The sequence below is a fragment of the Janthinobacterium sp. PLB04 genome, assembly GCF_021165895.1.
GTDB lineage: Bacteria > Pseudomonadota > Gammaproteobacteria > Burkholderiales > Burkholderiaceae_D > Janthinobacterium > Janthinobacterium lividum.
The window spans coordinates 3,328,478-3,354,392 of record NZ_CP088968.1; the positions used below are offsets into that span (position 1 = coordinate 3,328,478).

Here is a 25,915-nt window from a genome sequence, read left to right on the forward strand (position 1 = left end):
GGTAATGGAACAACTGACAGTACTTGAAATCGCCGTTTTCCAGCTGCGCATGGGATTTGGCCGGGCGGACCGCTGCGTGGACTGGGCTGTGGAACGCCTGCGCCGAGACGAGGAAGGCGACGACCTGGAAGTCGTGCTGCTGGCCAGCGCCCGGGGCCGCGACGAGGTGCTGCCGCTGGCCGAGGCCATCATCGAGCGCTACCGGGGAGCGCAGCGCCTCAGTGAACAATTCCTGGCTGGCAAATACATCGTCGAACTGCGCGCCGCCTACCTGGCGGGCCGGGAAAGCGCGGCGTCGCTCGATGCCATCTTTACCCGCCTGTACCCGGCGCTTGGCTATCCGGACTGGCTGGTGATGCTGAGCCGCAATTGCGAGTATGCTATGGACGTAGCCGATTTCGAGCTGCCGTTCGAGGATGAATTCCGATATATTGCCAGCCTGTGGGCGCAGGTGGAGAGCATGGCCGCGTTCGAGCGCGAATACCGCCGACAGACCTCCAATACCCATGATATGAAGTAGGTGCAGATGACTGACAATAATGTGCTGCGCGCGCTGGGACTCAGCGAAGCTTTGCTGGCTCATCTGGATGGTGATAGCGTTGCATCGCCATTGCATTACCGTTGCCAGGCGGCGCGTGCATGGCGTTCCTCGCCCATGGCAGGGAGCGGTATCGTGGCCTTGTGGGAATGCGGCATGGTGCTCGATTACTTCAATCCTGCCAATGGCTGTTTCGAGCGCTGCAGCCTGGAAAATATTGACGAGGTGTGGCGCAGCTATGCATCGCTGCAAGGCTTACTGGCAGAACTATTTCTTAATGCATACGAGGATGAAGTGGATGACGCCGCGCTGTGCGCCTGCGCCAGCCTGTTTGGCTTCCATGCGATACAGCGTTTGCTGGCGGAGGCCGCTAACGCGGGAACGGGCTACAGGCAATGGCGTACGGGCTTTGGCGCGAGTTGTACGGACCGTTAAGCATCGTTGAGATGCTTCACTTCTGACAGTCCTGTCCGCTTGCATCGCTGAGATAAATTGATATATCTCACCGTATAATTTGCGCAATTCTTTTCGCTGGGAATAATGTGCAAAACAAGACTATCGGTTTACTTGGCGGCATCGGCTGGGCCTCGACCCTGGAATACTATCGGCTCATCAATGAAATGCTGGTGGCGCGCATCGGACCCGCGCACAGCGCGCGCATCATGCTGGTCAGCATGGACCAGGCCGATTTCGTTGCGCACGCGGCGCAGCCCGATTCGCATGCCATCGAACAATTTCTGATCGGCGAAGGTCTGCGCCTGCAAGCCATGGGCGCGGACTTCTTCCTGCTGTGCGCGAACGGTGCGCACCGCTTCGCGCCGGCCGTCGTGCCGCGGATCGGCTTGCCTTTTATCAGCATCGTCGAGGAAACTGCGAAGCGGGTGCAGCAGTCGGGTGTGCGCAAGGTCGGCTTGCTGGGCGTTAAACAGACCATGACGGGCCGCTTTTATCACGATGCGCTGGAGAAGTTGGGCATCAAGACCGTGACGCCCGACGAGGCCGACCAGGAAATCTTGCACGACATTATCTACACGCAACTGGTGCAGAATATTGTTACCGACGCCAGCCGGAACATTTTCCTGGAGATCATCGAGAAACTGCGGCTGCAAGGCGTGCAGGGCGTGATTCTGGGCTGTACGGAGATTCCATTGCTGGTCAAGCCCGGCGATGTCGATTTGCCGCTATTTAATACCACGGCGATTCATTGCGAGGCGGCAGTGGTGTTTGCCACCGAAGACTAGATGCTCGCATATGAGCGGCGCCCGCAAGGGAGCCGCTCATTTACCATCAAGCCGGCTGCGCGCCGCTCACATTGCGGCTGCGGTTTTCCACCAGCACGGAAATGCCGAGCACGACGATGCCGCCGCAGGCCAGCATGGCGCCGACCCAGCCCGTCGAGCGCAAGCCCATGCCCATGGCGATGGCGATGCCGCCGGCCCACGCGCCCAGCGCGTTGGCGATGTTGAAGGCGGAATGGTTGAGGGCGGCGGCCACCGTTTGCGCGTCGCCGGCCACGTCCATCAAGCGCGTCTGCACGGCCGGAGCGACGGCGATGCCGGCGCCGATGGCGAACAGGTTGATCGCCGTCAGCCAGACATTGCTGCTGGTATAGGTAAAGGCGGCCAGGGCGGTCACGTTCCACAACAGCACGCCGAAGATGGTCCACAGGCGCGAGCGGTCGGCCAGCCAGCCGCCGATCAGATTACCAACGGTCATGCCGATACCGATAATGGCCAGCAAGATGGAAATGACGAGCGGCGACACTTTCGTCACTTCCAGCAGGGTTGGCGTAATAAACGTGTAGACGGCGAACATGCCGCCGAAGCCGATCGCCACCATCAGCAGGGTCAGCCACACTTGCAGGCGGCGGAAGACGCCCAGTTCGCGGCGCGGGCTCGAATCGCCGGCAGCGACCATGGGCACGAAGATGCGCACCATCAGCATGGTCAGCAAGCCCAGTGCGGCGACGAGCAAAAAGGCCGAGCGCCAGCCCAGGGTCTGGCCGATATACGTGGCCAGCGGCACGCCAAAGATATTCGCCACGGTCAAGCCCATCAGGACGCGGGCCACGGCCTGGCCGCGCCGGTCCGGTTCGGCCAGGGCGGCCGCCACCAGCGCCGCCACGCCAAAGTAGGCGCCGTGCGGGATGCCGGCCACGAAGCGGGCGACGACCAGCAAGCCATAGTTGGGCGCGATAGCGCTGAGCAAGTTGCCGCCAGCGAACATCAGCATCAGACAGATCAGCATCAAACGGCGCGGCATGCGCGCCAGGAAGATCGTGATCAGGGGCGCGCCGATGACCACGCCCAGCGCGTAGGCGCTGATCATGTGGCTCATCTGCGGCAAGGTCGTGCCCAGGTCGTCGGCCACCACGGGCAGGATGCTCATGGAGGCGAATTCGCCCGTGCCGATGGCGAGGCCGCCGATGGCCAGGGCCAGGTCGGCATAGCCAGCGCCAAAAGGCGCGGTGACGCGCGGAATCAGGGGATCTACGGAGGCGTGCATGTTCTTGTTAGTTGGGTAAAGAATGACAGGGCGGAGGGGCGCGCAGTGGCCCAGCCGGAGGTGGCAATGCGCCACCAGAATCGACGGATGGCCGGTATTTTCGGGCTAGAAGAGCTGCCCAAAGACAACATTGTAAAAGATTCGGGCAAGCTCTGCAGGGCGCCGGCTAAAATTTGCTGCACTGCACACAACAGCGTTTGCTCTTGTTGTTAACGATAACACGGAATATGCGCGATTCCGCCACAGGGAGAGCGAAGAAAGCCTGGCTGTGGCGGAAATGGTCTTCCTTGCGTATTACTTCGCTAACGATTGCTGCAGCGCTTCCAGGCCCGCCACATAAATGCCGTGGAACAGCTCCGTCACTTCCTGCTCGCTTACGCCCACGGGCGTGAAGCGGCCCGACCAGGTGACCCGCGCGCCGTCGCTGCCGGCAATCGCGCTCACTTGCAGGGTCGACAGGTAATCGGCGGCGGGAAACGGCGCCTGCAGGATGGAATAGCTGTAGCTGCGCGCTGCATTGTCGTACGCTTCCAGCTGCTCGACGATGACGTCGCCGGCCGGGTTGACCAGGTGGCGGATGCGGCCCCCTGCGCTTAACGTGCTGCTGGGAATATAAGGCAGCCAGTCGGGCAGCGAATTGAAGCCGCAGATCAGTTGCCATACTTGTGCCGGCGTGGCGGCGACGTCGATCGAAGTAGTGGTATGTGCCATGATGAATTCCTTGTCTATATCAGAGAGTGTCGCCGGGCAGGGGCGCGAAGGCCGACACCAGTTGCTCGGCGCGCATGTCTTGCCAGAATGCGGCGGGGATGGCGCTGTTCAAGGCTGCCAGGTCTTCGGCCAGGCGTTCCGGACGGCTGGCGCCGGGGATCACGGCAGCCACGGCAGGATTGGCCAGGGAAAATTGCAGGGCGGCAGCCTTGACGCTGACGCCATGGCGCGCGGCAATCGCCTTGATGCGTTCGACCTTGGCGATGATTTCGGGCGAAGCTTTCTGGTATTCGAAATGCGCGCCACCGGCCAGGATGCCCGAGCTGTAAGGGCCGCCCACGACGATGTCGACGTTCTGTTTTGCCGCGGCAGGCATCAGGCGCTGCAGCGCCCGTTCATGGTCGAGCAGGGTGTAGCGGCCGGCCAGCAGGAAGGCGTCCGGCTGGGCTTCGGCCAGGTCCAGGGTCAGTTCCAGCGGTTCCACCTTGTTCACGCCCACGCCCCAGGCCTTGATGACGCCTTCTTCGCGCAAGCGGGTCAGCACGCGGAAGGCGCCCGTGCGGGCAATCTCGAATTGCGCCAGCCAGTTGTCGCCGTGGAAATCCTGGGCGATGTCGTGGACCCAGACGATATCGAGGTGGTCCGTATCCAGGCGTTTCAAACTGTCTTCGATCGAACGCAGGGTGGCGTCGGCCGAGTAGTCATCGACGATCTTGTTCTTGCGGCCAAATTCGAACAAGCCGCCTTTTTCGCCCAGTTCGCGGGCGGCGGGGTCTTCCAGTTCATCGAGGATCAGGCGGCCCACCTTGGTGCTCAGCACGTAATCGTCGCGGCGGCGCTGCTTCAGGGCGGCACCCAGGCGCAGCTCGGCCAGGCCGGCGCCGTAGAACGGGGCCGTGTCGAAGTAGCGGATGCCCGATTCCCACGCCGCGTCGACGGTCGCCAGCGCTTCCTGTTCCGGAATGTTACGGAACATATTGCCCAGCGGCGCCGTGCCGAAACCCAGTTTGCCTGTCAGTAAGTGTTTGATTGTCATGATGTTTTCCTTCAATGTGTGGATCAGTGAAGACAGAATAGCTGGACAAGTTAAGCCTGTCCAAGACATAATTGGCGCAACTTGAGTCCTGAAAGGTCTGATATGCTGGACATACGCCAATTGCAATACTTCATCGCCGTCGCCGAGGAAGAACACGTGGGGCGCGCCGCCGAACGCCTGCATATTTCCCAGTCGCCGCTGAGCCGGCAAATCGCCCAGCTCGAAGACCGGCTGGGCCTGACCCTGTTCGAGCGCAGCGCCCAGCGGATCCGCCTGACGCGCGACGGCCATACCTTCCTTGCCGAAGCGCGCGCGTTTATCACCCACGGGAACCGCCTGGAAGCGCTGGCGAAACGGCTGGGACGCGGCGACGAGGGTGGCCTGTGCATAGGCTACATCGAAAACGCCATGCATGCGGGCGTGTTGCCGGACGGCTTGCGCGCCTTGCGGGCCACGCGGCCGCAGGTGCACATCGCCCTGTACAACCTGCATTCGGCCGAGCAGATCGAAGGCTTGCGCCAGCGCAGCCTCGATATCGCGCTGCTGTGCGAGCCGCCGCTGCCGAACGACGCGGACCTCGATTGCGCGCAAGTGCTGAGCGACCCCATGCTGCTGGCCTTGCCGGAAACGCACCCGCTGGCGCACAAGGCCCACCTGACCCCGGACGACCTGGCGGGCCAGGAGTGGATCGCCGTGCTGCACAAGGAAAGCGTGCTGAAACACGATAATTTCATCGCCGCCTGCGCGCGCGCCGGTTTTACGCCCGATATCCGCATGGAAGCAACGGAGCCGCTGACGGCGCTGGGCCTGGTGGCGGCCGGGCTGGGCATGGCCATGATCCAGCACAGCCTGCGCCAGCACGCGCCGGCCGGCGTCGTCGTGAGGGAATTGCCGTGGTTCAGCTACCGCACGCCCCTGTGGCTGGCCTGGCACAAGGTCAATTTGCGTCCGGTGGTGGGGATTTTCCGGGAAACCTTGCTGCAGCAGGCGGGCGCAGCCGCTTAGCAACACCTAACAAAACCGTAGCGAGCGGGATGAGTTGTGGCTGAGAAGCGGAGCTGTGCTTGAGCACAGTGAGCATCGGAGGCCGCAAATCGCGACGCGCAGTAGGTTTGGTTAGGTGTTCTAGATTTTCCTGGCGTGCTTCAAGTGCAAGGGCAGCCACCACCACATGCAAATGATGAGCGCGCCCATCAGCACGCAGGCGATGATGCCGGCGACGTGGCCGAACACTTCCGACATCACCAGATTGGTGCCTAAGATAAACGCCAGCGCCAGGGAAAAGGCGCCGCACATCATGATGCGGTCGGCCACGCGCTTGAAGCGTTCGCGGTCTTGCAGGGGGCGCATCACGCGGTGCTGAATGGCTGGCGCGCTGAGCAGCACCAGGCTGGTCATGGACAGGAAAAACGTCAGCAGGAAGACGATTTTTTCCGCCTGCACGATCTTCGCGAAGCCGCCGTTGAAGGGCAGGATGATGAGGAAGGCCGTCAGCATCTGCGCGCCCGGCAAGAGGATGCGCAATTCGCTGAGCAGGTCGGACAAGTCGCCTGCGTCGTCTGGCTGGTCATTTTCATCCTGGTGTTGCGCTGGTGGCATGGGACCGTCCTCGTGATGGTAATGGAGCCAGTCTACCCGGCAGTGCCTTGCCTGACTGTGGGCGGGCGCACCTTCAGAAGTATTGCATGCCGCGCCCAGGCAGGCGGGCGGCGTATTCGCGCAACCGCCACAGCGGCGTCGAGACGATGGCCGTGGCGCTGTGCGAAGCGTCGTGGCCACAATGGCCGCAACTGTGGCGCCGGTGCGGCGCCAGCGCGAAGTCGCCCAGGTCCAGGTGCGGGTGGCCGCAGCGGGCGCAGTCGCTGCAGCCCAGCGGCACGCCAGCCTGCAGCGCGGCGGCGAACGCTTGCGCGGCGGGCGGCGTGATATTCAGTTGCACTAAGTCGGGAGGAAACAGGCCGGGCAGGGCGCGGCAGTCGATGGCCAGCGCGGCCGCGTCGCGCGCCAGCAGGGCGCCGCCGTCATTGGCCCGGGCGCGCAGTTGCAGCAAGCCATCCGGGCCCAGGCGCAGGGTGCTGGCGTGGAATTGCGTGGGGTCGAACAATTCCGGATACAGCACATAGCCCATGGGGCTGGCGTGCTGGCGGCAACGCATGGGCTGTGTTGTTTGCCAGCCGGCCAGATCGGCTTGCGTACCCCAGTAGCACTGGTGCGTGCGGCACCAGTGGCGCGCCGCGCCGTTGCGAAATTTTCCAGCGGGCAGCAGATCGCACAGGACGATGGCGTCCAGCCCCGCACCGGCGCGAAAGTGGCCCGTGATGTGGGATGTGGTGACGGCAAGATGGCCTGTGCTCGCTTGCAGGGGCCAGCAGATGCCGGGCAGGGTCAGCGGCGTGGCCAATGGCGCCTCCCGGCGGCTATCGCCTTGCCAGCCGCTGGCTGTCTGGCATGAAAAAGCCCGCCGATTCGGGCGGGCTGTGCTGACGGGGATGCCAAAAGCATGGCCCGGTCTATTCTTCCGTATCGGCCAGGGTGACGATGGCGCGCGCCCATTTCGAGTATTTCAGGTTCGCCAGATCGCGCACGGTCTTGATATTGAATGCCTGCTTGAGCAGCTCCGCATCCTTCTCGCTCACGCCTTGCAGCGCGTCGACGGGGGCATCAGCGATTTCCTTGAACGTCTTTTTTTCGTAAGCCTTGTCTACCGCTTTATTGATGTTCATATGTTGATACTCCTCAGTAAGTAGGAAAATTAATTCTACACGTTTTTGCGCACGATCAATTTACGCTTGCAAGTTGTGCCGAACTAAATATGATGGAGGTGGGCACCTCGACCGTGAGGCCGTCTGTGCGTTCGCCTTGGGATTGTAATTATGTCACTGTTATTATTCATAGTATAATGATTTCCGTGGCGGAGAATGGTCTGCGCCATACCGACGCCGCAGTCACGCGGCACTAATCGATAGCGTTCAGGAGAATACGATGAGTTTGCTAGACCAACTTGCAGGACAGGCGATGAGCGCTTTGGGCAATAAAAGTGCTGACGGGGAAGCCCCATCGGGATTGATGGCCAGCGTGATGGACCTGGTCAACCAGCATGGCGGCTTGCCCGGCCTGCTGCAGAAGTTCCAGGAAAGCGGCCTGGGCGACCAGGTGGCCAGCTGGATCGGCACCGGCGCCAATGCGCCCGTCTCCGGCGAACAGATCAAGGATGCGCTGGGCAGCGACACGATCACCCAGATCGCCGAAAAAGCGGGCGTCGCCCCGGACGCGGCCTCGGGCGGCCTGGCAGCCTTGCTGCCCCAGCTGATCGACAAGCTGACCCCGGACGGCCAGGTACCGGAAGGCAATGACCTCGTCAGCCAGGGCTTGAATATGCTCAAGGGCAAGATCTTCGGTTGATCAACCGATGCGGCAACAAAAAACCTCGCAGCGATGCGGGGTTTTTTTGTTTTCAGGCGGCGGCCATCATGCCGAAGTGGGGCTGCTCAGCAGTCAGCCGTGCCGTACTCCCTTCCACCAGATACGAGCAATACCGTCTCCGCTCGGCGATGCCGCCGCGCCGCTCCATCAGTTCGCCCAGCATGGCGACGGCATCGGCGGCCATCTTTTGCACGGGCTGGCGCAGGGTGGTGATGTCGTAGCTGAGCCAGCCGGACGCTTCCAGCGCGTCGAAGCCGGCCACCGACATCTGCAGCGGCACCTGGATACCCATCTGGTGGCGCGCCGTGTCCAGGCAGCCGATGGCCATGATGTCGTTGCCGCAAATGACGGCGTCCGGCACGCGGCCCAGGCGGTCGATGACCTTGCGCAAGCCGCGTCCGCCGCTGGCATAGTCGTAGTTGCCGCTGACGACGATGGGCGCGGGCAAGCCCAGGGTCAGCAAACGGTCCAGCATGCCGCCCTTGCGTTCCTGCGCGACGGCCGAGTCGCCGGGGCCGTCGATGATGGCAAACTGGCGGTGGCCCGCTTCGGCCAGGCGCGAGACGAGCAGGCGCGCCGCTTCGGCCTGGTCGCACAGCACGGCGTGCACGGCGTGCTCGCGCGGGCTGCGGTTGAACAGCACCAGCGGCACGTCGCGCCGGCCGAATTCAGCCATCTGCTCGTCCGACAGGCAGGCAGCCACGACAGCGCCGTCGACCTGGTATTGCCACACATCGCACAAGACCTTGCCAATGTCCGCTTCGCGCTCCAGGGTAAACAACAAGAGACGCTTGCCCAGGCGGGCGATTTGCTGGCTCAGGTCGGACAACACTTGCGGATAGTACAGATTGGCCAGGTTGGAAATGATGACGGCGACCAGGTTCGAGCGGCGCGTGATCAGGCTGCGCGCGGCCGCGTTCGGGATGTAGTCGAGGGTGATGGCCGCCTGCATGACCTTGGCATGGGTGGCGGGCGAGATGCTGGCGCCCGGCTTGAAGCACCGTGACACGGCCGATTGCGACACGCCGGCCAGCAGGGCCACGTCATACGAGGTCACGCGCCGTCCGGCGCCGGGTATGGCGCGGGTGGTGGTGATGGGTGTCCGGGCTACAGTATTCTTTTTTCGCATATTGGTCTGGCAAGCAACCTGTCTCAAAGTATTCCTGCAGGCCCGGCCGCTTGTGGCGGCCTGGGCGGGCAGAATGAGCATAGCGCAAAAGATTGCCTTATGGCAAGACTACATGCTTATTTACGCTTATTGTTCATGTTGCAAAAAATATGACTGAATGGCAAGTGCTCGGCAGCCCCTCAATCGCTGCTGTCGCACGGCCCGCTGCCATAGGGGCTGAGGCGTCCCGGCGGATCCACGCGGCGGGCGCTGAAATCGCTGGCCAGCGTGGGTAATGGCCATTCCGCCGTGGCGCTCGCTTCCGTGCCGCTGACGCTGCCCCGCACAGCCAGGACGACGTCCACCCAGGAACCGTAGTTGCGCGGATAGCTGACGGTAACGGTGGCCATGCCCAGCGCGTCGCTCAGGCCGCTGGCGCTGACGGTCAGGGGGATGCCCGGGTCGAGCACGCCATTGCCGTTGCGGTCGTAGGCGGCGTCAAAAATGCCGTTGCGCAAGACGTCCTCGTTGGCGCAGCTGTAGTGGGGCAGGGCCAGGCGCCAGACGCCCGTGTCGGGGAATTCGGGCTTGTCCGCTTGCCATACATAATATCCCTTGGCGTAGCGGCTGGGCCAGGCGGCGGCCGTGATGGCAACGCCGGGCACGGCATTGCCGGCGCTGTCGGACACGAATACGGCAAAGTCCTTCTGCAGCACGCTGGGTGAATATTCGCGCAGCAGGCTGCCCGTGCCCAGCTTGATCGACAGCGCTTGCCGCGCCACCGTCAGGCGCACGAGGGCCGTGGCCGCCGCTTGCGGCGCACCCTCGATGCGGGCCTGGATCAGCACGCCGTCGCGGCCGCTGTCGGCCGGCCCCGCCACATACACGGCGCGCGCCAGGCCGTCGCTGCCCGTCAGCACCCGGTCCGCCTGCCGCAGATAGCCGCCGCTGGGGTCGCTCAAGATGGAAAACAGCACGGGCGCGTTCTTGACCAGGTTGTTGACGGCACCATCGCGCACGACGGCGCCGATGGTGCTGAAGTTATCGGCGGGCACGCCATTGCCGGGATTGGCCCGCAGCACTGCCGGGTCCGCTTGCACGGCCAGCTTGCTGGCAGGACTCAATGGCGCGATGAATTCCAACCGCGTCTGCGCCGTGGGTCCGCCTGCCACGGCGGCCGTGACGGTCGCCACGCCCGCGTTGGCCGATTGCACGTAGCTGCGCGGCAAGTTGCCATTGCTGAAAATCAGGCTGGCGGGCAAGGCCTGGCTGCAGGCGCTGTCCGCAAACAGGCTGCCGCGCGAGGTCGACAGGCTGGCGCTGCCCGCTTGCGCCACGCCTGCCTTGTCGTAGCGCGCGTCGATAGGCTGGCAGGCCAGGGTGGCGATCTCCGGCAGCACGTCCGCACCGCTGGCGTCCTGGCCCACGGCCGGACTCAGGCGCAGGTCGCTGCCGGCTACGGCATACGCCTGCGTGGCGGCGGCGCCCAGGGCGCTGACGGAAACGGCATCCTTGCCCAGGCTGCCAGCCGTCAGGCGCAGCACCAGCTGGCCTTGCGCATTGCTGAGCGCCGCGCTCCCATCCTTGACGCGCACGCCGTTGCCGCCACCCGTGCTGTAGGCGATGGCGGCACCGGCCACGGGCTTGCGCGCCGAGTCGCGCACGGTGACGGTGAGGTCGGCGCCCTGGCCCAGCATCAGGGCGGCCGGCCCCAGCACTTCCACGCTGCTGCCCGTGACGGCCACCGTGCCCTTGCCGCTGTGCCTGCCGACTTGCGCCGTCACGGTGATGCTGCGGTTGCTGTTGGCGCCGCCGGTCCCCAGCAAAGCGCGCGCCTGGCCGTTCTTGTCCGTTACGGCGTCGACGCTGCCGAGGATGCCGGAATCGGCGGCAAAGGAAATCTTTGCGTTTGGCAAGGCCAGGTTGGCGCCATCCTTGACGAGGGCCGTGACGCTCACTTCACTGCCTGCCAGTCCCGCCGAGGCCAGTTCCGTGCTGGAAAACACCAGGTTGACGGCGCTGGCCAGGCTGGCCGGCTCGGGCGGAGTGACCGGCGGAATCACGGGTGGCGTCACGGGCGGGGTAACTGGCGGCTTCACGGGCGGCACGGTGGGCGGCGGGCTGCCGCCGCAGCCTGCCGTGCTGTGCAGCGAGCAGCCGGCACCGGCCTGGGTATCGGCCGAGCCGCCGCCGCAGCCGGCCAGGGAAACGAGGAAGGCCGCCAGCAAGGTAGCAGGCAGCAAAACAGCGGGCAGGTGGCGCGGGTGGCGCAGGCGGGCGAGGGGCACGATGGGTCTCCGGGAGCTGGCCGAGTTGCTCGGCATCACTTCCAAGAGTAGCTTTTGCGCGCGGCCGCTACTTGATGCAAAGCAAGTTTATGCTGTTGACCCCGTCGAACGGGTTTTGCTGGTGCAATGGCCTGCCTTCTGATAACATAACGCCCCTTTATTCAGGGAAGGGTCGACATGGCCAATGCTTGCGGCGTCGATTTCGGCACGTCAAATTCCACGGTAGGCTGGGCACGTCCCGGGCAGAGCACCATGCTCGGCCTGGAAGATGGCAAGACGACCTTACCGTCCGTCGTCTTCTTCAATGCGGAAGACGAGGAAGTCAGTTTTGGCCGCGCGGCGCTGGCCGGCTATCTGGCCGGTTACGAGGGGCGCTTGATGCGCTCGCTGAAAAGCTTGCTGGGTACCAGCCTCATCGATGGCCAGACGGAAGTGGGTGGCCGTGCCTTGCCATTTCGCATGTTACTGGCGCAATTCATTGGCGAAGTGAAACGCCGCGCCGAGCAGTCCGCCGGCCGCGAATTCTCGTCCGCCGTGTTCGGCCGTCCCGTCTTCTTTATCGACGACAATGCACAAGCCGACCAGCTGGCGCAAGACACGCTGGCCGAAGTGGCGCGCTCCGTCGGTTTCAAGGACGTCGCCTTCCAGTTCGAGCCGATTGCCGCCGCGTTCGATTACGAGTCGCAAATCGACAAGGAAGAACTGGTGCTGATCGCCGACATCGGCGGCGGTACCTCCGACTTTTCGCTGGTGCGGCTGTCGCCGGAACGGGCGAAAAAGACCGAGCGGCGCGACGACATCCTTGCCACCGGCGGCGTGCACATCGGCGGCACGGATTTCGATAAGTACCTGAGCCTGTCATCCGTCATGCCCTTGCTCGGTTATGGCAGCCGCCTGCATAACAATAGCGAAGTGCCATCCAGCTATTATTTCAACCTGGCGACCTGGCACACGATCAACCTGGCGTACACGAAGAAGATCTGGGTGCAGCTGGCCGACGTGTGCCGCGATGCACGTGAGCAAGACAAGATGGGGCGTCTGCAAAAGCTGATCGACGAGCGCGCCGGCCACTGGCTGGCCATGAAAGTAGAAGAGGGCAAGATTGCCCTGTCCGACGCGGCCGAAGTGCAGCTGGAGCTGGAGCGTCTGTCGCCCGCGCAAAGCCTGTTGCTCAAACGCACGCAGTTCGACGACGCCATCGGCCACTTGTGCGGTTCCGTGGAAGAAACCGTGCTGCGCCTGTTGCGCGACGCGGGCGTGGCGCCGGAAGCCGTCGACACCGTGTTCTTCACGGGCGGCTCCAGCGGCGTGCGCTTGCTGCGCGAAAAGATCGCCGCCCTGGTGCCGGCTGCGCGCAAGGTCGAGGGCGATCTGTTCGGCAGTATTGGCGCGGGACTCGCGCTGGACGCCGTGCGTAAATTTGGTTGATAATCATCACCCATTGCCGCACCCACGAAAGAACGCCCCATGAATGTGTTTGACAAACCGATCGTCATGATCGACTTCGAGACGACCGGTTTATCTCCCGACATGGGCGACCGCATCACGGAAGTGGCGGCGCTGCGCATTGAGGGCGGGCGGATCACGGACCGCTATGTGACCCTGATCAACTGCAATGCGCGCATTCCCTCGTTCATCACGGGCTTGACGGGCATCACGCAGGCGATGGTGGACAAGGCGCCGCCCGTGGCCGAGGTGGTGCCGCAGCTGCTGGATTTTATTGGCAGCGATGCCTTGTCGGCGCACAATGCCAGCTTCGATGAGAAATTCCTGCGCGCGGAAAGCGCCAGGCTGAACCTGACACCGGCGCACCAGTCGCTCGTGTGTTCCTTGAAACTGTCGCGCCGCGTGTTTCCCGGCATGGCCAGCTACAAGCTGGGCTTGCTGTCCAGCCAGCTGGGCATCGCCTTCAAGAGCGCCGCCCACAGGGCCGAGTCCGATGCGGAAGTGGCGGCGCAAGTGCTGATCCATATCGGCCGCCATTTGCGCAGCAGCTATGGCATCGCCGATGTCGACGCGGATTTGCTCGTGTCGCTGAACAAGCTGGCCGCCGCGAAAGTACCGCAATTCCTGCAAAAGTATCCGTCGCGCCGCTGAGCGCCGTTCCCCTCTAAGCAGGTTCATCAAAACGATATAATTTTGTTATTTCGTTTGAGCCTGCTCAAGTCCTTCCCCCGCATCGAATTTAAAATTTAAGCAACACACGATTTCGCCGCCCTGGGCCGCCGTTTTGCGCGTGCTGCCGGCAAGCGCAATGTGGATGGGGGCGCACATGGACAAGCACCATACTTCCAGAGATAGCCATCAGGCGTATATCTGGTTCCGCACGGCGGCCGAGCAGGGCAATGCTTATGCCCAGTTCAACCTGGGATTGATGTACAAGAAGGGTGAAGGCGTGGCGCAGGACGATGCGCGCGCCTTTGTCTGGCTACGCCTGGCCGCGTTGCAAGGGCTGGCCTTCGCACAGAACCACCTGGGCGCCCTGTATTACCACGGCCGCGGCGTGACGCAGAGCGACGAGGACGCCGTGCTGTGGTTTCGCCGCGCGGCCGCCCAGGGCGATGCCTCGGCCCAGCAAAACCTGGGGCAGATGTACCGCAAGGGACGGGGCGTGCTGCAGAGCGACGAACTGGCCCTGGCATGGTTTTACCGCGCCTCCGAACAGGGCGTGGCCAGTGCGCAATCGCTGCTGGGCGAAGCCTATGCGCAAGGCCTGGGCGCGAAAAAGAACGATGCGCTGGCCCTGGCGTGGTTCCGCAAGGCAGCCTTGCAGGGCGATGCGCAGGCGCAGCTGAACCTGGGGCTTGTCTACAAGCGGGGCCAGGGCGTGGCGCAAAGCGATACGCAGGCGCTGGCCTGGTTCCGCCAGGCCGCCGCCCAGGGCCTGGCGGTGGCGCAGCGGCAACTCGGCGTGGCGTATGCGGAAGGCCTGGGCGTGGCGCCCGACCAGCTGCGCGCCTATGCCTGGCTGCAGCGGGCGGCCGAGCAGGACGACGCCGACGCCCAGTTCAACCTGGGCCTGATGCTGGCGCGCGGCCAGGGCGTGGACAAGGACGAGGCGCGTGCCGTCGTCTGGTACCGGCGTGCCGCCATGCAAGGCCATTGCATGGCGCAATACAATCTGGGCGGCATGTTTGCGGGCGGACGCGGCGTGGGCCGCGACTTGCGCCAGGCACTGGACTGGTACGCCAGGGCGGCGGACCAGGGCGCGTCGAATGCGCAGTTTAACCTGGGCGTGATGTATGCCAACGGCCAGGGCGTGGAGCGCGACGAGGCGTGCGCCGTGCGCTGGTATCGCACGGCCGCCGAGCAGGGCGATGCCAGCGCGCAGAACAACCTGGGCGTCATGTATGCGAACGGCCATGGCGTGCCGCAGGACGATGGCCTGGCCGTGCAATGGTATGCGCGCGCGGCCGGCCAGGGCCATGCGCTGGCGCAATACAACCTGGGCGGCATGTATAACAGCGGGCGCGGCGTGGAGAAGGATCCCGTCTGTGGCTACATGTGGCTGGCACTGGCGGCCGAGGGCGGCGACAGCGGGGCTGCCAGGGCCAGGGAGGCGGCTGGCGCCAGGCTGGAGCCGGCCCAGCTGCAAGAGGCGCAGCAGCGCATGCGGCAATGGCACCAGGTGCGCTTCCCCGCGCGGCCTCCGCGCGACTGAAGCACTGGCACCGTGCGCGCGCGGACGCGTGCTGCATGCGATAATTGCCGGTAAGCATGTCGCGAAGGCGGCAAGGTTTTTGGCACAGTGAAAGGTGAACCATGGTAAGGCAGGCAGGCGAGGATGCATCCGAGCAAAAAGTCATCGACGACATCGCCACGCACGGCTGGCATGGCGTGCATATCGGTGCGGATGAAGAAGGTCCCGGCTATGCCTTCACGATAGGCGCTTGTCACAGTTTTGGCCAGCCTGAGTTCCTCATCATGGGCTTGCCGCGCGCCATGGCCCACCAGATACTCGATGTGGCGCTGGACGCCGCGCGCAGCGGCGCCATCACGGATTTCACGGCTACCACGGATGTCTTGCTGGAAGGCCATCAGTGCGCCTTCGTGCGCGTGCCCGTCGAGCAATACCGCAACTATGTCGGCTATGCGCGCTGGTATTACCAGGGCGATGATTTTACGCTGTACCAGATCGTCTGGCCGTCGCGCGATGGCCATTTTCCGTGGCAGGCGCAAGCCAGTGCGCAGTATGTGGAGAGCCAGCCCTTGCTGGGGCCGGCGCCGCTGGCCGCATGACGGCAGGCCCCTCCGTCAGCATTGTGACCGGCACGGCGACCGTGTGCGTGTTCGACCCGGCGCTCTTGCGCGACAAGCTGGAAGAGGACTGCGACTGGTGGAGCCTTCCCAGTGCGGAACTGGCGGCCGTGAATGCGGGGCAGGTGGCATTTTTCAACGTGGGCGGCGACGGCGCGTATGAACTTGTCTTGCACGCCGAACTTGCCAAACCGCATGTGGAAGTGCATCTGGCTGTCGTCTCGGGCCGCGTCTTCATCGGTGCCGGGGAGGATGTCACGGGTGGCGGCCTTGAGCCGGACACGGCATACGGCGGCCTCTTCGTGGATGTGCCCGTGGGCAGCTACCGCGTGCAGGCGCGCCGCGATGGCGCGCACATCAGCCTGGCATTCGTGCCCGATGCCTGCGGCAGCAATGCGTTTGGCGACCTCGTGCGTATTTGACCGTGCGTCTCCGATTCCCGTTCAGCTTCTGATTATTGGCCCTGGTTACGCATCCATGCGCGCCACGCCCCCACCTTGCCGCCGGTCCAGGAACAGGCTGTTGCCGTGGATTTTCTTTGCCTGCTTCTTTGCTTCGGCCGCTTGTGTGGCGATCTGATGGTGCGTGTAGTACTGGTGCGCCTCCACCTTGATGACGCCCAGCGATAGGCTGATCAATGAGTAAAACACTTTCTTGCCTTGCCGGTCTTCGCTGATGTAGCCGCCCCGTTCGCAATCGCTGGTGCTGTAGTAGGCGAGGATGGCGGCCGCGAAATCGTCCAGCATGGCCTGGCAGCGCGCTTCCCAGTCTTCGCTCTGGAACAAAATCATGAAATCGTCACCGCCGATGTGGCCGATGAAGTCGCGGTTCGGGTCGCAATGGCCGCTGAGGATTTCTCCCGTCAGCTGGATCACGTCGTCGCCCTTGCGGTAGCCGTACACATCGTTGAAGGGCTTGAAGTGGTCGAGGTCGCAATAGCAGACCCAGAAGCGGCTGCCGCTGTGCAATAAGCGGTCGATATGCTCGTTGATGGGCACGTTGCCGGGCAGTTGCGTCAGCGGGTTGGCATAGCGGGCCGCGTTGATCTGCATCTGCGTGATTTCGCGCATCAGGTCGTGTCCCGTGCCCATGCCCAGGTAGCGGCCGTGTTCGGTAATGATGAAACCGTTGAACAGGTGGTGGGCATCCGACTGCACCATGGTGTAGCTGAGTTCCTGCAAGCTCGTTTCGTGGTCGGCGATCAGGGGCGTGGCATCCATGAACAGGCTGCATGATTTCTTGCCATACAGTTCACGCTGGTAGGGGCGGGCGAAGTGGTCGATCATTTCGAAGCGGCTGATCAAGCCCAGCGGCACGCCGTCGTCGACGACGGGGATGATCATCAGCTTCGGGTCTTTCAGGAAGATGTCGTACACCTCGTTATTGTTTTTCTTAGGCGAAACGGCGATCACCCGGTGCAGCAGCTTGCGGATGCTGGCGCCATTCTTTTCCAGGCTGCTGCGTTGTGGATACACGGCCACGCCATTGCGCCCCAGCGCCTGCACAACTTCCGCCGGCAGGGCCCGTGCCGGCACCGCATTGGGCCGGCCCAGGTGATAGCCTTGTCCGAACGCCACGCCCAGGTCGCGCAAGACCAGCAATTCCGTCTGCGCTTCGATGCCTTCGGCGATCACCAGGGTGCCCGATTTCTCCGCGATTTCCTGGATCGAGCGCACGAATTGCAGTTTCACGGGGTCATTATTGATGCCCTGGATGAAATGCATGTCGATTTTCACGTATTCCGGGCGCAGTTCGGACCACAGGCGCAGGCTGGAAAAGCCCTCGCCCAGGTCGTCGATAGCGATCTGGAAACCCATGTTGCGGTAATGTAGTACCGCTTCGCGCATCAGTTCGTAATCGTAGGTGGGCTGGTTTTCCGTTAGTTCGATGATGACACGGTCCGGATTGATGCCGATGTGCTCGATGTATTCCAGGGTTTCGCCATGGCGCGCATTTCGCAGCAGCAGGCACTCCGGGCTGACGTTGAGGAACAGCTTGCCCGGCAGTTGCAGTTCGGCAAAGCGCTCGAGCACCACTTGCCGGCACAGGTGCTCCACTTCCAGGGTCAGGTCATGCGCGCGCGCCACCTTGAACAGATTCATCGGCGCGTGCAGGGGGCTGTCGGACGGTCCTCGTATCAAGCCTTCGTAGCCGATGATGTCGCCGCTGTGCATGTGGATGATGGGCTGGAACAGCGCGTTGAGCTTGCGGCCCGCGAGGATCTCGTGCAAGGCATCCGTCCCTTCGATGCTCATGGTGGCCGATGGCGGCTTCAGGTAAGCCACATTCGATGGCGTCGGGCCGGGCGGCGCGGCGGTGGCGGCAGGGAGGGCGAGAGTGTGCATAGGCGGATGTGGCGGCACGGCCTCTGGACGGGCCATGAACATGTTGCCGATAGTAAAGAAGATTTATGACAACTTGATGAAACGACTTTGTTTTTGATAATGTTTCTTGCATGAACGTCAGTTTGCCGATTCCGGCGAAAGCGAGATTTATCATGGTCATCCATGTAATTTACCCAAACAAAAGACGGCAAATCCATCCGATAACTGTGCTTTAAAAGTGGCAATCCGCGCTATGATTTCTCTTGGCGAAAGTCAACATAGGCAGCCGTGCTTGAGCGGTATGCTTTCCCCGACATCCAACAATGAGACGACAACCCATGCAATTACGTAGTGCAACCCTCATATTCAGCTTGATGGCCGCCTTCGGTGGCAATGCCCTGGCGCAAAGCGCCGCGATGCCATCGTGCCCGGCCGGCGACGGCGCTGCCGTGACGTATCCTGTCAGCAAAAAAGTCGACCAGCAAGACAGCTATTTCGGCACCACCATCGCCGATCCGTACCGCTGGCTGGAAGACGCCAACAGCGCGGAAACGGGCGAGTGGGTCACGGCGCAAAACAAGCTGACGCAGTCGTACCTGGGTACCATCCCGGAGCGCGCCGCGATCAAGCAGCGCCTGACCAAGCTGTGGAACTATGAGCGTTTCTCTACGCCAACGAAGCAGGGCGGCCGTTACTTCTACAGCCGCAATGACGGCTTGCAGAACCAGGCCGTGCTGTACACGGTGAAAAAACTGACGGACGAGCCCCGTCTGCTGCTCGATCCGAATACCCTGTCCACGGATGGCACGGTGGCGCTGGCCGGCACCTCGATCAGCCCGAACGGCAAGTATTTGGCGTATGCCACGTCGGCTTCCGGTTCCGACTGGAACGAGTGGAAAGTGCGCGACATCGAATCGGGCAAGGATTTGACGGACCACATCAAGTGGGCCAAGTTCTCCGGCGCTTCGTGGACCAAGGACAACACCGGTTTCTTCTACAGCCGCTATGACGCGCCGAACGAAGCCACCAAGCTGGCCGATATCAATTACTTCCAGAAATTGTATTTTCACAAGATCGGCACGCCGCAAAGCGACGACGTGCTCGTCTTCGACCGTCCCGACCAGAAGGAATGGGCGTTTGGCGGCAGCACCGTCAGCGACGATGGCAATTACCTGATCATCACGGCCACGCAAGGCACGGAACGCAAGAACCGCATCTTCTACAAGGACTTGCGCCAGAAGAACGCCAAGGTCGTCGGCTTGCTGGAAGCGTTCGACGCTTCCTACTCCTTCATCGACAATGACGGCCCCGTATTCTTCTTCAAGACGGACAACAAGGCGCCAAAATCGCGCGTGATCGCCATCGATACGCGTAAACCGCTGCCCTCCGACTGGAAGGAAATCGTGCCGCAAAGCGCGGAAACCCTCGTGGCCGTCAACCTGATCAATAACCAGCTGGTGCTCGATTACTTGAAAGATGCGCAAACGCAGATCAAGATCGTCGACCTGAATGGCAAGCTGGTGCGCGAAGTGGCCTTGCCGGGCATCGGTTCGGCGGGCGGTTTCGCGGGCAAGCGTGGCGATACGGAAACGTTCTACTCGTTTACCAGCTTCACGACGCCAGCGACCATCTACCGCTACGACATGAAATCGGGCAAGAGCAGCGTGTACCGCCAGCCGAAGGTCGATTTCGACCCGAACGCCTTTGAAACGCGCCAGCAATTCTTCACCAGCCGCGACGGCACCAAGGTACCGATGTTCATCGTCTCGAAAAAAGGCATGAAGCTGGACGGCACGAACCCGACCTATCTGTACGGCTATGGCGGCTTCAATATTTCACTGACACCGAGCTTCTCCGTGGCGAATCTTGCCTGGGTAGAAATGGGCGGCGTCTACGTGATGGCCAATCTGCGCGGCGGCGGCGAATACGGCGAAGCCTGGCACCAGGCTGGCACCAAGCTGAACAAGCAAAACGTGTTCGACGATTTTATCGGCGCGGCGCAATGGCTGGTGGACAACAAGGTCACCTCGCCATCCAAGCTGGCGATCGGCGGCGGCAGCAATGGCGGCCTGCTGGTGGGCGCAGCCATGACGCAGCGTCCGGACCTGTTCGCCGCAGCGATTCCGCAAGTGGGCGTGCTCGACATGTTGCGCTTCCACAAGTTCACCGTGGGCTGGGGCTGGGTGCCTGACTACGGTTCGTCGGACGATGCCGAGCAGTTCAAGGCGCTGGTGAAATACTCGCCGCTGCACAACCTGAAGGCGGGCGGTTGCTATCCGGCCACCATGATCACGACGGCCGACCATGACGACCGCGTCGTGCCTGCCCACAGCTTCAAGTTCGCCGCCGCCGCCCAGGCGGCGCAAGGCGGCGCGGCACCCGTGCTGATCCGCATCGACAGCAAGGCGGGTCATGGCGCCGGCAAGCCGACGACCAAGCAGATCGAAGAAGTGGCGGACCGTTGGGGCTTCCTCAGCCGTTCGTTGAAGATGACGCCAGTCGCGGCGCCGGAACCGGCGAAAGTGGCGGCGCAGTAATCAGGTAGTTGCAGTACCGGGGTCAGACCCGTCGGGTCTGACCCCAGCATTTAGCGGGCTTATCCTCGCCAGTACCCCCTCCCCAAACACGGCCTGGAACGGCAAATCCTTGCGCTGCGCATAGCCGATATAGCAATCGCACTTGAAGCGCGGGCAGGATTTTTCTTGCAGCATGTCAGCCAGGTCATCCTCATATAAATTCCCCAGCCGCTCGGGCACGAAGTGGCAGCGCGCCAGTTCGCCGTCGCCATCGACGGACAGCGACGTTTCGCCCGCCAGGCACGGCTTGCCGCGCGAGGAAGAGGGGCGGCGGTTGTGCGCGAACCACGGGTCGACGGCATCAAACCAGGCCAGGTCTTCCTCGCTGTAGTAGTGGGGGCCACGCCGGTCATACGCGTTCAGCCACAGGTAGACGTGCTTGGGCAGAGCCGCGCGCAGGGCGCGGATGGCGTCCAGGTGCTCGTTCATCGCCACGACACCGACGGAATAGCGCACGCCCATCGTGTCCAGGCGCGCGCAGCGTTCGAGAAAACGGGCCAGTGTCGTCTGGTCCGGGTGGTAGGTGCACCACAGGCCGATTTTTTCCAGCCCGTCCATCCCTTGCAGCCAGTTCAGGGGGCCGGACAGATTCGTCTGCAGCGCCACCTGGCGCACGTGCGGCAGGCTGGCCAGCGTCTGCATGGCCGCGCGATAATGGCGCCGCACCAGCGCTTCGCCCCACGGCGTAAACAGGATGCCGATGTCCCGCTTTTGTGCCGCCAGCCAGCTGGTAAAACGCGCCACTTCGCGCGCATCGCGTGCCAGGGTGGCGCGGCTGTCGCGCTTCTTGGCAAACGGGCAGTAGCCGCAGGCGTAGTTGCAGCTCGCCAGAGTACCCCGGTACAGCAGGGACAACGTGCCCGGCGGCGTTGTCAGCACGCCTGGCCCTCTTGCGCCATCAGCGCGCGCACCGTGTCGGAGGCCAGCCACGGGCCGATGGTGTCGGCGTAGCTGTAGCCCAGGTCGTTCAGGCGCAGCAGGGGGCCGCTTTCTTCCACCAGTTCCAGCGCGTGCAGTTCTGCCAGCTGCGGCAGGTCTGCTTCGCAGCGGCTGCCGAAGCGCGCCGTGTAGGCGTCGCGGTCCAGGCCTGGTTCCGTCAGCAGCGACTGGATCACGTAGCGGCGGCGCTGTTCTTCGCCATTGAGCTGGTAACCGTGTTCGGCCTGCGCGAAGCGCGCTTCATCCAGCGCCAGGTATTGTTCGATGATGCCGATGGTCTGCGTGCGCGCCACCGCGTATTCACTCGAATAATGGAGGCTGGCCGTGTAGGAGCGGGCGCCCGCGCCCAGCCCCACCATGCCATCGTTCTGGCAGCAGTACGAGGGGCCGTTCTGTTCCGGTGCATGCGGGGCGCGGAACATGCGCATCGATACCTGCTCATAGCCCTGGGCGCGCAAATGGTCGCGCGCGGCCGCGTACAGGGCCAGGCGGCTGTCGCCGTCGCGTGCCAGCATGATGGGGTTCAGCGTATCGGCGCCTTTGCGCCGCGCGATCTTGCCAAGGCCTGTCTGTTCGCGCACGTACAGCGGATACAGGTAGATTTCTTCCGGCTGGAAGGCCAGCGCGCTGTCGATGGACGCGAGCAGGCTGGCCACGGTTTGCCCGGCGATGCCGTAGATCAGGTCCAGGTTCAGCGTGGGAAAGCCGGCCGCGCGTATCAGGCCGATGGCGTGGTGCACGGTGGCGTTCTGCTGGGGGCGCGCCAACGCGCGCATCTCGCCGGCGGCAAAGCTCTGGATGCCCAGGCTGACCCGGTCGATGCCGTGCGCGCGGCATACGGCCAGGCGCTCGGCCGTGATGGTTTCCGGCGACGCTTCGATGCCGGCCGGCGTGGCTTGCAGGTCGATGCCGAGGATGTCGCGCGCGCCGCACAGCAAGGTGTCCAGCTGCGCCGGCGACAGATAGGTGGGGGTCCCGCCGCCCAGCGCGAAGCGGGCAAAGCGCCGTTCGCCCAGCGCGCCGGCCAGGGCGCGCATCTGCACCAGCACTTGCCGCACGTAGCGCTCGACCATGTCTGCACCGGGGCGTGCCATGGCGAACAGGTTGCAAAAGCCGCAGCGCATCTCGCAAAACGGGATGTGGATGTAGGCGAAGAGGGCGGAGCGGTCTTGCCGCGCCCACAGGGGCGCAAGCGGCGCCGCCTGTGGCAAGGCGCGATAGGCCGCCTTGTGCGGATACGAATATGAATACGCCTGATAGGGCGTGTGGCGCATGCGCTGCGCCAGGGTGCCAGGTTGTTCGGCTGGGTTCACGGTGGGGATTCCTTGGGAGGTGTATCGGTATCGGGGGGGATGAAAAAGTGCGCGTACGGTACCTGCCACACGCTGTCGTGGGCGACCCTGTGGCCCCGGTAGCCGTCTTCGCCATACGCGCTGCCATGGTCCGAACAGACGATGGCAAACGTGGGCGCGCGCGTGGCGCACGTGGTAAACAGGGGCGCCAGGGCGCCATCCACATAGCGCAGGGCCGCCGCATGGCTTTCCAGGCAGTCGGCACGGCAGCCGGGCAGGTAGGCGCGGTTCGGCGTGTGCAGGGCGGCCACATTGATGAACAAAAAAGTGCGCTCGTCGCTGGCGGCCAGGCGGGCTATGGCCAGGGCCACCTGCTTTTGCGTCGAATGGCGGCTGGCCACGCCCATGCCGGCGCTCCAGTGGCTTTCCTGGAACAGCGACGGCAGCACCGTGCCCAGCGCCGTCTGTTTATTGAAAAAGCCCACGCCGCCGATGCAGATGGTGCGGTAGCCGCGCGCGGCAAGGGCGGCGGGAAGGTCCGCTTCCTCGAACGCAAACGTGTGCGGCGAGGTGGTTTCGCTGCCGGCAAAAGCGCTGGCGAACAGGCGCGGATGGCGGCCCGGCGCCGCGGGCGTGGGCAAAAAGCCGGCAAAAAAGGCCTGGTGCGCCGCATACGTGAACGTGGCGGGCGAGTGGCGCCGTTCCCAGCCGCCAGGTGGTAAAAAACGTCCCAGCACGGGCAGTTCGCCCGCTTCATGCAGCGCTTGCGCCACGTCAAAGCGCAGGGTGTCGAGCGTGATGAAGACGATGTCATGGCTGCCCACGACGGCGCGCATGTCGGGGATGGCTGGTGTGTCTTTAAACATGTGTCAGTTGCGATGCGTAAGTGTCCGCGCCTTGCCACAGCAGGCCTGGCAGCAGGTCGCCGAAGGCGTTCGCTTCGAGCACATGGGCCTGGCCCTGGCGCACCACGAGGTCGTAGCCCGTCACGTGGCTCTTGGGGAAGGCGCGCGCGGCCAGGGCGCTGGCCGCTTCCAGCGCCGCCAGGTCGGCTGCGTTCAACAGGCCGGCCGCGTCGCCGCGCTGGTTGTCGAGGTGCAGATTCGTCATCATCCGGTCGCCGATGCGCGCCACCCGGTGCGCGGGCTGGCCGGCCAGGGTCACGACGCGCAAGTCGTAGTGGCTGTCGCCGCAGCGCGGCTTGTTCAGCCATGCCTCCGCGTACAGCTGTTGCGCGGCCAGCGCGTCGACGAGGGCGGCGATGTCGTGCTGCGTCTCGTAACGGGCCATGCGCTTGACGTTGAACAAGCGTATCTGGCCGTCCGCCCGCGATAAGGTTGCAGAGGTGGTGGCTTGCTGGCGGCCAGCTCTATTCCTGCGGTAGGCAACGACGCCCGACGCGGACGAACCGTAGCGCGGTTTCAGGTAAACGCGGTCAAGCTGGTGTTCGTGCAGCAGCGACTGGAGATGGTCGTAGCCGTGCACGGGGCCGAGCAGGGCGGGAATGGCGATGCCGTGCGCGGCCAGATGGCGCTGGCAAGCCAGCTTGTCCGTCATGAGGGTGATGTCGGCCGGCGCATTGAAGACGCGCGCCTGCGGCAGCTCGGCCAGTTGCGCCGCCAGCGAGGCCATGGCAGAGGCAAAGCCCGCAAACCAGGCATCCATCGCCAGCAGCTCGCCATGCGCGGGCGCCTCGACCGGTGGACGGCCCAGCCGCCGGCAACCGTCATGCAGCAGCCGCAGGTGGGCGGCCGGATCGTCGCCGGGCGGCTCGATCTTGAACAGGCAGGGCTGGCGCAGGGCTTCCTCCAGCAGCGCCGGCCGCGCCAGCCAGTCGCGCCATTCCAGCACTTGCGCGGGCGGCAGGCGCAGTTGCGCGCGCGCCGCCTGCATCAGGCGCACGCGCTTGCTGCCGCCGGTGGCCAGCAACAGCATCCCTATTTATTCGCCGACGGCGACGTAGCGATAGACTTCGTCGTCGTCCTCGTCGTCTTCCTGCGGATCATCGAGCCTGACCGGGAAGGGCAGGGCCTTGAGTTTTTCCTGGTTCGCTTCCGAGATATAGTGGTGCGACAGGTCCATGCGCTTCAGATTGCCCAATTGCGTGCCGTGCAGCAGCGCTTCGGCGCCGACGTCGCCCAGGGTGCCCAGCGACAGATCCAGGGTCTCGACCGTGGCCAGCAGCGGCTCGTTGGCCAGCCAGACGGCCAGCTCGTCGGCGATCTGCGCATCGCGCAAGCCCAGGTAACGCAGGGTTGGCGTGGCCAGTTGCTCCAGTACTTTCTGGTACAGCGCCACGTCGCCCGAGAAGCCGTAGTCCTCCGTGCCCAGCCACAGTTCCAGGTATTCCAGCTTGGGCATGCTCGACTGGGCCAGCGCCTGCGCGATCTTCTGATCGAGGCCACCGGACTCGATGGTGAACTTGCGCAGGTTCTGGTGCGCGAACGGTTCGATGATCAATTCATTGCCGCCACGGATGCGCAGTTCTTCCAGCTGCGGGAAAGCGTCCAGCAGCGGCTTGTAGCTGCCTTGCACGATCCACGAGATTTCGCATTCCTCGTACGTCATGTCGCCGATGAACAGGGCGCGCAAGTTCGGCAACTGCGGCGCGTGGCTGGCCAGCGCGGCGATCACCTCGTCGGCGCCTGCCTCGTACGGGTCGCCCCACATGCCGATGATCAGCGCTTCAAGCGCATGCTTGTCGGTCTTTTCCAGGAAGCTGGCGATCAGGTCCGGCATCTTGCGCTTGTCGTCATACTCGAGCGAGAGGCGGTAGACGATATCCTGCCCGGATTGCAGCGCAATATCAGGATCGTACTGGACGACCTTTTTTTGGTGGAAGAGGGTGGTGCTTTCGGAAATCGTCATTGCTAAGGCTCCATGAAAGACAGTGAAAATCTTGTCTAATCCAAAATCTT

25 protein-coding genes are annotated in these 25,915 nt (G+C 63.6%); 11 read left to right on the top strand and 14 right to left on the bottom strand.

Annotated elements, in window-relative coordinates; translation table 11 throughout:
• Positions 1-4: 4 nt before the first annotated feature.
• The 3 genes from LSO07_RS14695 to LSO07_RS14705 all read left to right on the top strand — a co-directional run bounded on the left by LSO07_RS14695 (position 5) and on the right by LSO07_RS14705 (position 1,779).
• Positions 5-520, top strand: coding sequence for a hypothetical protein (locus LSO07_RS14695; protein WP_151095008.1), 516 nt, complete (start codon positions 5-7; stop codon positions 518-520).
• 21 nt (positions 521-541) lie between these two features.
• Positions 542-973 carry a hypothetical protein gene (locus LSO07_RS14700; protein ID WP_151095010.1) on the top strand — a complete coding sequence of 144 codons (432 nt, stop codon included), beginning with the start codon at positions 542-544 and terminating at the stop codon, positions 971-973.
• Between the two features lie 107 nt (positions 974-1,080).
• Positions 1,081-1,779: an aspartate/glutamate racemase family protein gene (locus LSO07_RS14705; RefSeq protein ID WP_191909678.1), complete on the top strand. Its 699-nt coding sequence runs from the start codon at positions 1,081-1,083 to the stop codon at positions 1,777-1,779.
• 46 nt (positions 1,780-1,825) lie between these two features.
• Here the strand turns inward: LSO07_RS14705 and LSO07_RS14710 are convergent, their stop codons facing one another.
• The 3 genes from LSO07_RS14710 to LSO07_RS14720 form a co-directional block, all read right to left on the bottom strand.
• A complete protein-coding gene (locus LSO07_RS14710; protein ID WP_151095014.1) occupies positions 1,826-3,043 on the bottom strand; it encodes an MFS transporter in 1,218 nt (405 codons plus the stop codon).
• A 294-nt stretch (positions 3,044-3,337) separates the two neighbouring features.
• Positions 3,338-3,754: an SRPBCC family protein gene (locus LSO07_RS14715; RefSeq protein WP_151095016.1), complete on the bottom strand. Its 417-nt coding sequence runs from the start codon at positions 3,752-3,754 to the stop codon at positions 3,338-3,340.
• A 19-nt stretch (positions 3,755-3,773) separates the two neighbouring features.
• Positions 3,774-4,790 (bottom strand): aldo/keto reductase, encoded by a 1,017-nt coding sequence (locus LSO07_RS14720; protein WP_151095018.1) that lies wholly within the window; start codon positions 4,788-4,790, stop codon positions 3,774-3,776.
• A gap of 102 nt (positions 4,791-4,892) precedes the next feature.
• Between LSO07_RS14720 and LSO07_RS14725 the strand changes: the two genes are divergently transcribed.
• Positions 4,893-5,795, top strand: a complete 903-nt coding sequence (locus LSO07_RS14725; RefSeq protein WP_151095020.1) for a LysR family transcriptional regulator — start codon at positions 4,893-4,895, stop codon at positions 5,793-5,795.
• A 120-nt stretch (positions 5,796-5,915) separates the two neighbouring features.
• On the opposite strand, the gene LSO07_RS14730 is transcribed toward LSO07_RS14725, so the two are convergent.
• The 3 genes from LSO07_RS14730 to LSO07_RS14740 form a co-directional block, all read right to left on the bottom strand.
• A complete protein-coding gene (locus LSO07_RS14730; RefSeq protein ID WP_151095022.1) occupies positions 5,916-6,389 on the bottom strand; it encodes a DUF6328 family protein in 474 nt (157 codons plus the stop codon).
• A 73-nt stretch (positions 6,390-6,462) separates the two neighbouring features.
• Positions 6,463-7,191, bottom strand: a complete 729-nt coding sequence (locus LSO07_RS14735; RefSeq protein ID WP_151095024.1) for a hypothetical protein — start codon at positions 7,189-7,191, stop codon at positions 6,463-6,465.
• 109 nt (positions 7,192-7,300) lie between these two features.
• Positions 7,301-7,513 (bottom strand): hypothetical protein, encoded by a 213-nt coding sequence (locus LSO07_RS14740; protein ID WP_034751103.1) that lies wholly within the window; start codon positions 7,511-7,513, stop codon positions 7,301-7,303.
• Between the two features lie 259 nt (positions 7,514-7,772).
• Here LSO07_RS14740 and LSO07_RS14745 point away from each other — a divergent pair, with 259 nt between their 5' ends.
• A complete protein-coding gene (locus tag LSO07_RS14745; RefSeq protein WP_034751100.1) occupies positions 7,773-8,192 on the top strand; it encodes a YidB family protein in 420 nt (139 codons plus the stop codon).
• A 52-nt stretch (positions 8,193-8,244) separates the two neighbouring features.
• Here the strand turns inward: LSO07_RS14745 and LSO07_RS14750 are convergent, their stop codons facing one another.
• Both LSO07_RS14750 and LSO07_RS14755 read right to left on the bottom strand, forming a co-directional pair.
• The gene (locus tag LSO07_RS14750) at positions 8,245-9,342 is read right to left on the bottom strand and encodes a LacI family DNA-binding transcriptional regulator (protein ID WP_151095026.1); all 1,098 of its coding nucleotides are present in this window, start codon (positions 9,340-9,342) and stop codon (positions 8,245-8,247) included.
• A 179-nt stretch (positions 9,343-9,521) separates the two neighbouring features.
• Positions 9,522-11,609 carry an Ig-like domain-containing protein gene (locus tag LSO07_RS14755; RefSeq protein WP_191909679.1) on the bottom strand — a complete coding sequence of 696 codons (2,088 nt, stop codon included), beginning with the start codon at positions 11,607-11,609 and terminating at the stop codon, positions 9,522-9,524.
• Between the two features lie 177 nt (positions 11,610-11,786).
• Between LSO07_RS14755 and LSO07_RS14760 the strand changes: the two genes are divergently transcribed.
• The 5 genes from LSO07_RS14760 (at position 11,787) to LSO07_RS14785 (ending at position 16,288) form a co-directional block, all read left to right on the top strand.
• Positions 11,787-13,037, top strand: coding sequence for an Hsp70 family protein (locus tag LSO07_RS14760; protein WP_151095032.1), 1,251 nt, complete (start codon positions 11,787-11,789; stop codon positions 13,035-13,037).
• 39 nt (positions 13,038-13,076) lie between these two features.
• A complete protein-coding gene (locus LSO07_RS14765) occupies positions 13,077-13,706 on the top strand; it encodes a 3'-5' exonuclease (protein ID WP_191909680.1) in 630 nt (209 codons plus the stop codon).
• 175 nt (positions 13,707-13,881) lie between these two features.
• A complete protein-coding gene (locus LSO07_RS28365; protein ID WP_151095034.1) occupies positions 13,882-15,270 on the top strand; it encodes a tetratricopeptide repeat protein in 1,389 nt (462 codons plus the stop codon).
• Between the two features lie 101 nt (positions 15,271-15,371).
• On the top strand, positions 15,372-15,848 hold the full coding sequence (locus LSO07_RS14780) for a DUF4262 domain-containing protein (protein WP_034781444.1): 477 nt from the start codon (positions 15,372-15,374) through the stop codon (positions 15,846-15,848).
• Complete coding sequence (locus tag LSO07_RS14785; RefSeq protein ID WP_151095036.1) at positions 15,845-16,288, top strand: DUF6386 family protein; 444 nt, start codon at positions 15,845-15,847, stop codon at positions 16,286-16,288. Before LSO07_RS14780 ends, LSO07_RS14785 begins: the two co-directional genes overlap by 4 nt.
• A 45-nt stretch (positions 16,289-16,333) precedes the next feature.
• On the opposite strand, the gene LSO07_RS14790 is transcribed toward LSO07_RS14785, so the two are convergent.
• Entirely contained in the window at positions 16,334-18,121 is a 1,788-nt protein-coding gene (locus tag LSO07_RS14790) for a GGDEF domain-containing protein (RefSeq protein ID WP_151097627.1), read from the bottom strand.
• A 407-nt stretch (positions 18,122-18,528) separates the two neighbouring features.
• Here LSO07_RS14790 and LSO07_RS14795 point away from each other — a divergent pair, with 407 nt between their 5' ends.
• Complete coding sequence (locus tag LSO07_RS14795) at positions 18,529-20,727, top strand: prolyl oligopeptidase family serine peptidase (protein WP_151095038.1); 2,199 nt, start codon at positions 18,529-18,531, stop codon at positions 20,725-20,727.
• Here LSO07_RS14795 and LSO07_RS14800 read toward each other — a convergent pair whose 3' ends face one another.
• Genes LSO07_RS14800 through LSO07_RS14820 form a run of 5 tightly spaced genes read right to left on the bottom strand, consistent with a single transcriptional unit; the run spans position 20,728 to position 25,865 of the window.
• The gene (locus tag LSO07_RS14800) at positions 20,728-21,645 is read right to left on the bottom strand and encodes an STM4011 family radical SAM protein (RefSeq protein WP_151095040.1); all 918 of its coding nucleotides are present in this window, start codon (positions 21,643-21,645) and stop codon (positions 20,728-20,730) included.
• On the bottom strand, positions 21,639-23,018 hold the full coding sequence (locus LSO07_RS14805; RefSeq protein ID WP_208672402.1) for an STM4012 family radical SAM protein: 1,380 nt from the start codon (positions 23,016-23,018) through the stop codon (positions 21,639-21,641). Before LSO07_RS14805 ends, LSO07_RS14800 begins: the two co-directional genes overlap by 7 nt.
• A complete protein-coding gene (locus LSO07_RS14810) occupies positions 23,015-23,863 on the bottom strand; it encodes an STM4013/SEN3800 family hydrolase (protein ID WP_151095042.1) in 849 nt (282 codons plus the stop codon). Before LSO07_RS14810 ends, LSO07_RS14805 begins: the two co-directional genes overlap by 4 nt.
• A complete protein-coding gene (locus tag LSO07_RS14815) occupies positions 23,856-24,932 on the bottom strand; it encodes an STM4014 family protein (RefSeq protein WP_151095044.1) in 1,077 nt (358 codons plus the stop codon). Before LSO07_RS14815 ends, LSO07_RS14810 begins: the two co-directional genes overlap by 8 nt.
• 6 nt (positions 24,933-24,938) lie before the next feature.
• Complete coding sequence (locus LSO07_RS14820; protein ID WP_151095046.1) at positions 24,939-25,865, bottom strand: STM4015 family protein; 927 nt, start codon at positions 25,863-25,865, stop codon at positions 24,939-24,941.
• Between the last annotated feature and the right edge of the window lie 50 nt (positions 25,866-25,915).